The sequence below is a fragment of the Pseudomonas sp. P7758 genome, from assembly GCF_013386485.1.
Classification (GTDB): Bacteria; Pseudomonadota; Gammaproteobacteria; order Pseudomonadales; family Pseudomonadaceae; genus Aquipseudomonas.
Window position 1 is genome coordinate 39,884 of record NZ_JACARS010000008.1, and the last position, 7,866, is coordinate 47,749.

Annotated in this window: 8 protein-coding genes; 7 read left to right on the top strand and 1 reads right to left on the bottom strand. The window is 61.9% G+C overall.

Going from position 1 to position 7,866, the window contains the following annotated elements; translation table 11 throughout:
• The first annotated feature begins 104 nt into the window (after positions 1–104).
• The 6 genes from HX873_RS01755 to HX873_RS01780 all read left to right on the top strand — a co-directional run bounded on the left by HX873_RS01755 (position 105) and on the right by HX873_RS01780 (position 6,586).
• Entirely contained in the window at positions 105–1,670 is a 1,566-nt protein-coding gene (locus tag HX873_RS01755) for an MBOAT family protein (RefSeq protein ID WP_008434176.1), read from the top strand.
• Between the two features lie 11 nt (positions 1,671–1,681).
• Positions 1,682–2,869, top strand: coding sequence for an alginate O-acetyltransferase (locus HX873_RS01760; protein WP_177122283.1), 1,188 nt, complete (start codon positions 1,682–1,684; stop codon positions 2,867–2,869).
• A gap of 16 nt (positions 2,870–2,885) precedes the next feature.
• On the top strand, positions 2,886–3,533 hold the full coding sequence (locus HX873_RS01765; protein WP_008434181.1) for an alginate O-acetyltransferase AlgF: 648 nt from the start codon (positions 2,886–2,888) through the stop codon (positions 3,531–3,533).
• A gap of 149 nt (positions 3,534–3,682) precedes the next feature.
• Positions 3,683–5,134, top strand: a complete 1,452-nt coding sequence (locus HX873_RS01770) for a mannose-1-phosphate guanylyltransferase/mannose-6-phosphate isomerase (RefSeq protein WP_003216275.1) — start codon at positions 3,683–3,685, stop codon at positions 5,132–5,134.
• Positions 5,135–5,288: 154 nt separating this feature from the next.
• Positions 5,289–5,753 (top strand): hypothetical protein, encoded by a 465-nt coding sequence (locus HX873_RS01775; RefSeq protein ID WP_003216273.1) that lies wholly within the window; start codon positions 5,289–5,291, stop codon positions 5,751–5,753.
• A gap of 20 nt (positions 5,754–5,773) precedes the next feature.
• Entirely contained in the window at positions 5,774–6,586 is an 813-nt protein-coding gene (locus HX873_RS01780; protein WP_177122284.1) for an SDR family oxidoreductase, read from the top strand.
• A 62-nt stretch (positions 6,587–6,648) separates the two neighbouring features.
• On the opposite strand, the gene HX873_RS01785 is transcribed toward HX873_RS01780, so the two are convergent.
• The gene (locus tag HX873_RS01785; RefSeq protein ID WP_177122285.1) at positions 6,649–7,512 is read right to left on the bottom strand and encodes a LysR family transcriptional regulator; all 864 of its coding nucleotides are present in this window, start codon (positions 7,510–7,512) and stop codon (positions 6,649–6,651) included.
• A 111-nt stretch (positions 7,513–7,623) separates the two neighbouring features.
• On the opposite strand from HX873_RS01785, the gene HX873_RS01790 reads away from it, so the two are divergent.
• Positions 7,624–7,866, top strand: a 243-nt coding sequence (locus tag HX873_RS01790) for an MFS transporter (RefSeq protein WP_177122286.1), incomplete at its 3' end; no start/stop codon positions are given.

Consider the following 7,866-nt stretch of genomic DNA (forward strand, 5'->3'; position numbering starts at 1 on the left):
TTCCCACGCAGAGCGTGGGAACGATCACATAGCCCTCTCATTTCGGTGGGGGGTTTGGGGGGGCCGTTGGCCCTTGACTGTTGGTTAAACATGGAGAGATCGGGATGGTTTTCTCGTCCAATGTGTTCCTGTTCCTGTTCTTGCCGATCTTCCTCGGCTTGTACTACCTGAGCGGGCAACGCTATCGCAATCTGCTGCTGCTGGTTGCCAGTTATGTGTTCTACGCCTGGTGGCGAGTGGACTTCCTGGCGCTGTTCGCCGCCGTGACGCTGTGGAACTACTGGATCGGCCTCAAGGTCGGTGCGGCAGGCGTGCGCACCAAGCCCGCCCAGCGCTGGCTGCTGCTGGGCGTGGCGGTCGATCTGTGCATCCTCGGCTACTTCAAGTACGCCAACTTCGGTGTCGACAGCATCAACCTGATGATGAAGTCGGCGGGCCTGGAACCCTTCATCCTCACCCACGTGCTGTTGCCGATCGGGATCTCGTTCTACATCTTCGAGTCCATCAGCTACATCATCGACGTGTACCGCGGCGACACCCCGGCCACCCGCAACCTGATCGACTTTGCGGCGTTCGTGGCGATCTTCCCGCATCTGATTGCCGGCCCGGTGTTGCGCTTTCGCGACCTGGCCGACCAGTTCAACAACCGCACCCACACCCTCGATAAATTCTCCGAGGGCTGCACGCGGTTCATGCAGGGTTTCATCAAGAAGGTGTTTATCGCCGACACCCTGGCGGTGGTCGCCGATCATTGCTTCGCCCTGCAAAACCCTACGACGGGTGACGCCTGGCTCGGCGCACTGGCGTACACCGCGCAGCTGTACTTCGACTTCTCCGGCTACAGCGACATGGCCATCGGCCTGGGCTTGATGATGGGTTTCCGCTTCATGGAAAACTTCAAGCAGCCGTACATCAGCCAGTCGATCACCGAGTTCTGGCGGCGCTGGCACATCAGCCTGTCCACCTGGCTGCGTGACTACCTGTACATCACCCTGGGCGGCAACCGTAAAGGCACGCTGACCACCTACCGCAACCTGTTCCTGACCATGCTCCTCGGTGGCCTGTGGCACGGTGCGAACATCACCTACATCGTGTGGGGCGCCTGGCACGGCATGTGGCTGGCGATTGAAAAAGCCATCGGCCTCAACACCGCACCGCGCAGTTTCAACGTTGTGCGCTGGGCCTTCACCTTCCTGCTGGTGGTGATGGGCTGGGTGATCTTCCGCTCGGAAAACCTGCACGTAGCCGGCCGTATGTACGGCGCGATGTTCAGCTTCGGCGAGTGGTCGCTGTCGGAACTCAACCGCGCCAGCCTCACCGGCCTGCAAGTGGCAACCCTGGTGGTGGCGTACGCAACCCTGGCGTTCTTCGGCCTGCGGGACTTCTACAGCAACCGCCCACCGGAAAAAACCAAGCCTGCGGTGAACACCCAGGCCGATGGCCCGGCGACTGCGCAACCGGGCTTGATCAAGGCCGTACCGGGCGACAACCCGGGCAGCATCCATGAGCCCGGCTACACCGTGGGCACCGAGGCCACCGTGCAACCGGCCTACTGGAGCGCCACCTGGCCACGCTACGCCATGCGCGCCGCAGTACTGCTGCTGTTCGTGGCGTCGATTCTCAAACTTTCGGCGCAGAGCTTCTCGCCGTTCCTTTACTTCCAGTTCTGAGGGAGCCGACCATGACCCGTTCATTACGCGTCCTCTACATCGCCTTGTTCCTCGCCGTGCTGCTGGCGTTGGGCGCCTGGTCGATGCGCAGTTTCTTCGGCTTCAGCACCAACGCCGACGCCACCGTGCTCAACGGCCGCTGGACCAAGGCCGTCGAGACCCACTACGACGACCAGTTCCCGATCAAGCGCCTGGGCACCAACCTCTGGGCAGCGCTGGACTACAAGCTGTTCAACGAAGGCCGCCCTGGCGTGGTGATTGGCCGCGACCACTGGTTGTACAGCGACGAGGAATTCAACCCCATCGTCAACGAAGACCAGAACCTGCAAGGCAACTATGCCTTGGTGGAAGGCGTGCGCCAGAAGCTCAAGGCCCAGGGTATCCAACTGGTGATGGCGATCGTGCCGGCCAAGGTGCGGCTGTACCCGGAACACCTGGGTGAAGTGCAGCCGGCGAGCATCCACGCCGGTCTGTACCAGGACTTCCATGCCCGCATGGCCGCCGACAAGATCGTCGCCCCTGACCTGATGGGTCCGCTGCAACAGGCCAAGCTGCACGGCCAACAAGTGTTCCTGCGCACCGACACCCACTGGACCCCGGACGGCGCTGAAGTGGCGGCCAAAGAATTGGCCAAGACAATTGCCAACAAAACGCCCCTGAGCGGCGAGCCTCAACGCTTTGTCACCGAAGCCGAGAAGACCGAGCCACACAAGGGCGACCTGCGCCTGTTCCTGCCGCTGGACCCGCTGTTCGAAAACCTGATGCCGCCCAAGGAGCCACTGCAAAAACGCGTGACGCACCTGGCTGAAACCAAAGGCGACGATGCGCTGTTCACCGACAGTGAAACCCCGGTGGCCCTGGTGGGCACCAGTTACAGCGCCAACCCGAACTGGAACTTTGTCGGCGCGCTGAAGCAAGCCCTGGGCAGCGACGTCATCAACTACTCCGAAGACGGCCACGGCCCGATCCTGCCGATGCTCAGCTACCTGAAAAGCGACGACTTCAAGAACAGCCCGCCACAGGTGCTGATCTGGGAGTTTCCCGAACGTTATCTGCCTGTGAACAACGAAATCGGCGATGCCGACCCGCAGTGGGTTGCGCAGCTCAAACAAGCCGGTATGCGCCAACAGAACATGGCTATCAACACCCCCACCGTTAAAAACATGAACTCCGAGACGCCCGACCGGGCGCAAAACTGAAAGAGAGGTAACTCACATGACTTTCACTACTAACCTCGCAAAAACTTTTGCCCTCGTCGCCGGCATGAGCGTTGTTTCGATGTCCGCCTTCGCCGGTGGCGACGCCGCCCTCTACGGTCCCGTCGCGCCAAAAGGCTCGAGCTTTGTGCGGGTGTACAACGCCAGCAACCAGGAAGTCAGCGCCACCGTCGGCAGCACCAACCTCAACGAGGTTGCACCGCTGGCCAGCAGTGACTTCAGCTTCATGCCGGGCGGTGACTACAGCGCCAAGGTCGGCAGCCAGACCCTGCCGGTCAAGCTCGCCGCCGACCACTACTACACCCTGGTCAGCAGCGGCAGCGGCCAACCGCAACTGATCGAAGAACCGCCGTTCAAGAACAAGCAGAAATCCCTGGTGCGCGTGCAGAACCTCAGTGACAAGTCGCTGACCCTGAAAACCGCCGATGGCAAGACCGACGTGGTCCAGGCCGTGGCCGCCAAGGGCCGTGGCGAGCGCGAGATCAACCCGGTGAAGGTCAGCCTGGCGCTGTATGAAGGCGATAAAAAAGTCGGCGACGTGAAGCCGGTAGCTCTGGAACGCGGTGAGGCCGCAGTGCTGTACGTCACCGGCACCGGCGCCAACCTGTCGCCAGTGTGGGTGAAACGCCCTGTGTCGACCCGCTGATTAGATTTTCAGATTGACGCTGCCCCCTGTGGGAGCTGGCTTGCCTGCGATGCGGACAACTCGGTGTATCAGGTACACCGAGGTGATGCCATCGCGGGCAAGCCCGGCTCCCACAGGCTCTAACCAAATTTGATTCAAGGAGAAACACCATGATCCCAGTAATCCTTTCCGGTGGTAGCGGCTCACGTCTTTGGCCGCTTTCGCGTAAACAGTTTCCCAAGCAGTTCCTGGCCCTGACCGGCGAGCACACCTTGTTCCAGCAAACCCTGGAGCGCCTGGTGTTCGACGGCATGGACGCGCCCATCGTGGTTTGCAACAAGGACCACCGCTTTATCGTCAACGAGCAACTGGCTGCCCGCAAACTGGAAACCCAGCGCATCCTGATGGAGCCGTTCGGCCGCAATACCGCGCCGGCCGTGGCCCTGACGGCGATGATGCTGGTCAACGAAGGCCGCGACGAGCTGATGCTGGTGCTGCCCGCCGACCATGTGCTGGATGACCAGAAAGCCCTGCAACGCGCCCTGGCCCTGGCCACTGTGGCGGCTGAGCGTGGCGAAATGGTGCTGTTCGGTGTGCCGGCCACCCGTCCGGAGACCGGCTACGGCTATATCAAGTCGACCAACGATTCGCTGCTGCCCGAAGGCGTCAGCCGCGTGCAACAGTTCGTGGAAAAACCCGATGAAAAACGCGCCGCCGAATTCGTCAAGAGCGGTGGTTATTTCTGGAACAGCGGCATGTTCCTGTTCCGTGCCAGCCGCTTCCTCGAAGAGCTGAAAAAACACGACCCGGACATCTACGACACCTGCCTGCTGACCCTGGAACGCAGCAACCAAACCGCCGACACCATCGACATCGACGAATCCACCTTCGCCTGCTGCCCGGACAATTCCATCGACTACGCCGTGATGGAAAAAACCCAACTGGCCTGCGTGGTGCCGTTGACTGCCGGCTGGAGCGACGTGGGTTGCTGGGCATCGCTGTGGGACGTGAATGAAAAAGACGCCAACGGTAACGTCAGCAAGGGCGACGTGGTGATCCAGGACAGCAAGAACTGCATGATCCACGGCAACGGCAAGCTGGTGTCGGTGATTGGCCTGGAAAACATCGTGGTGGTGGAAACCAAGGACGCGATGATGATTGCCCACAAGGACAAGGTCCAGGGCGTCAAGCAGATGGTCAACACCCTCAACGAGCAGGGCCGCAGCGAAACCCAGAACCACTGCGAGGTGTACCGTCCATGGGGCTCGTACGACTCGGTGGATATGGGCGGGCGCTTCCAGGTCAAGCACATCTCGGTGAAACCGGGCGCGTGCCTGTCGTTGCAGATGCACCACCACCGCGCCGAACACTGGATCGTGGTCAGCGGCACCGCCGAAGTCACCTGTGACGAGAACGTGTTCCTGCTCACCGAAAACCAGTCCACCTACATCCCGATTGCCTCGGTGCACCGTTTGCGTAACCCGGGCAAGATTCCATTGGAGATTATCGAGGTGCAGTCCGGCAGCTACCTGGGTGAAGACGATATCGAACGCTTTGAAGATATCTACGGTCGATCCACGCCAATCGAGCGTGGCGTGTCGGTAAAAACCATCGCGCAGTAAACAGAGCAGCACAACAAGCCCCCGCCCCACCGACTGCGTCCCCTATCCGCAGCCGGTGGGCCGGGGGCTTTTTCTTTGGGGCCGGGGAACCCGAAGATGGTCAACTCCACCTACGCTTGGTTAGGATGCCCGTTCCGTTTTCGAGGTTGTTGCCATGTTCTTTGGTGTCTTGCTGATTATCACCTGGCTGATCCTCTTGCTGCGCTACCCCGCCAGGGCGTTGCCGGTTTCCCTCGCGGCCGCCGTCGGCCTGGGCCTGGTGGCGGTATGGGTGGTGTGGCTGGACAACCGCGAGGCCCAGCAATTGGCACGCCTGGAACTGCGTACCGTCTACGCGCCGAAAGAATGCCCGGCAGACCGCCCGCTCAAGCTCACCTTGAACAACGGCAACAACGTACCGCTGACCGAACTGCGTTGGCGCATCGCCGCGTATGCGCCGGGCGATACGGTCAACCTGGCAGACAACGTGTACGCTGCCCCGCGCTATCGCGGCCCCGGCGAACTGCAGGCCGGCGCAACCTGGGAAGACTGCCTGCCAGTGCCGCCGCTGCGCCCCGGCTACCGCCCGCAAACCCTGGAATTTCGTGCCGAGCATTTGCAAGGCAGCTTCTCTGACTGATAACGACAAAGGACTGATCCATGCCCAACGTACTGATCACCGGGTGCTCCAGTGGCATTGGCCGTGCCCTGGCGGACGCCTTCAAGCAAGCCGGCTTTGACGTGTGGGCCAGCGCCCGGCGCAGCGAGGATGTGGCGGCACTCGCCAGCGCCGGCTTTAACGCGGTGCAACTGGACGTCAACGACAGCGCTGCACTGGCGCAGTTGGCCGGGCAGGTCGGCGAGCTGGATGTGCTGATCAACAACGCCGGCTACGGCGCCATGGGCCCGTTGCTCGACGGCGGCACCCAGGCGATGCAGCAGCAATTCGAGACCAACGTATTCTCAGTGGTCGGCGTGACTCAGGCGCTGTTCCCGGCCCTGCGTCGCCGTATAGGGTTGGTGGTGAATATCGGCAGCGTGTCCGGCGTGTTGGTCACACCGTTCGCCGGTGCGTATTGCGCCTCGAAAGCCGCAGTGCATGCCTTGAGTGATGCGTTGCGCATGGAGCTCGCACCGTTCGGCGTGCGGGTGATGGAAGTGCAGCCAGGCGCCATCGATACAAGTTTTGCAAAAAACGCCGGCACCCAGGCCGAACTGTTGATCAATGAAAAGTCGCCCTGGTGGCCACTGCGCGAAAGCATCCGCGCCCGGGCCAAGGCCTCCCAGGATCGGCCTACGCCCGCCAGCCAGTTTGCGGCAGACGTGCTCAAGGCCGTGCAACAGACCACGCCGCCGCGCCTGTTGCGCTCGGGTAATGGTTGCCGGGCACTGCCATTGATGGCGGCGTTGCTGCCCAAGGGTTTGCTGGAGACCGTCTTGAAAAAACGCTTTGGCCTGAGCGGCCAGCTCTAAGAGCCCCCGCCTCCCCGTGGCGAGGGAGCTTGNNCTCCCTCGCCACACGGTTTCTCGGCTGATCAGCCTTTCATGAAATCAATGAAGGCCCGCACTTTCAGGGGCAAATGCCGGGTATCCGGGTACAACGCGTACACCCCCTGCGGCGCAAATCGATACCCCGGCAGCAACCGCACCAAACGCCCCGCATCCAGGTCTTCCTGCACCAGCCACAGGGGCAGGATCGCCACGCCATGCCCGCGCACGGCAAACGCCTGGAGAATGGCGGCACTGTCGGCAACCAGTGAAGCCTTGCCGGGGCCTGGACGGTACAGGTGCTCATGGCCGGCCGGGTCGAGCACCGTCAACTCCGTCAGCCGCCCGTGCCCCAGCTTGGGCAGTTGCTCCAGCTCTTCCAGCGTGGCGACCCCGGCAAACCCCGGTGCAGCCACGGCGAGGATTTCGTAGCTCGACAGCTGCACCGCCCGATGATTGGAGTCGAGCATCCGCCCCAATCGAATAGCCACATCGAAGCGCTCGGAGATCAGGTCGGCGTGGCTGGAGGAGGTGGATAACTGGATGTTCAATTCCGGGTGCAGGCCGCGAAAGGTTTCCACTGCCGGCACCACCACCGCCAATCCGTATTCGACGGTGGTGGTGATCCGCAATGTGCCCTTGAGCTGGCTGTGCTCCGAACGGGCCTCTTCCACCGCCAGGCGCGCTTCTTCCAGCATGCGCGTGCAGCGCAGGTAAAAGCGTTCGCCCGCATCGGTCAGTGCCAGTTGCCGAGTACTGCGGGTCAGCAGGGTCACGCCCAGCTCGGCTTCCAGGCGCTTGAGGTTGAAGCTCACCACTGCTCGCGTCTGCCCGAGGACATCAGCGGCTGCCGTCAACGAACCGGCCTCGACCACGGCCTTGAAGGTGTCGAAACGATCCAGGCTGACCATATGCCACGCCCTCCTTTGTCAAAATATTTTTGACAAACTAACAGTCAAACCGCTGTTTCCCAAGTGCCCGCACCCGCCTACCCTGCCGCCATCCACAGCAGGAACCGCGCAATGACCTACCGCTCGAAAGTCACCTGGATCTTTCTACTGGGCTTCGCCCTCGACCTGGTGAACATGTTTGTCGCCACCATCGCTTACCCGGACATCGCCCGCGAGTTGCACGCCTCGGTCACGCAACTGGCATGGATCGGCAACGCCTACATGCTCGGCCTGACCGTGGTGATTCCCCTGAGCGTTTGGCTGGCGGCGCTGCTGGGTGAGCGCCGGTTGATTGCCGTCAGCCTGTTGCTGTTC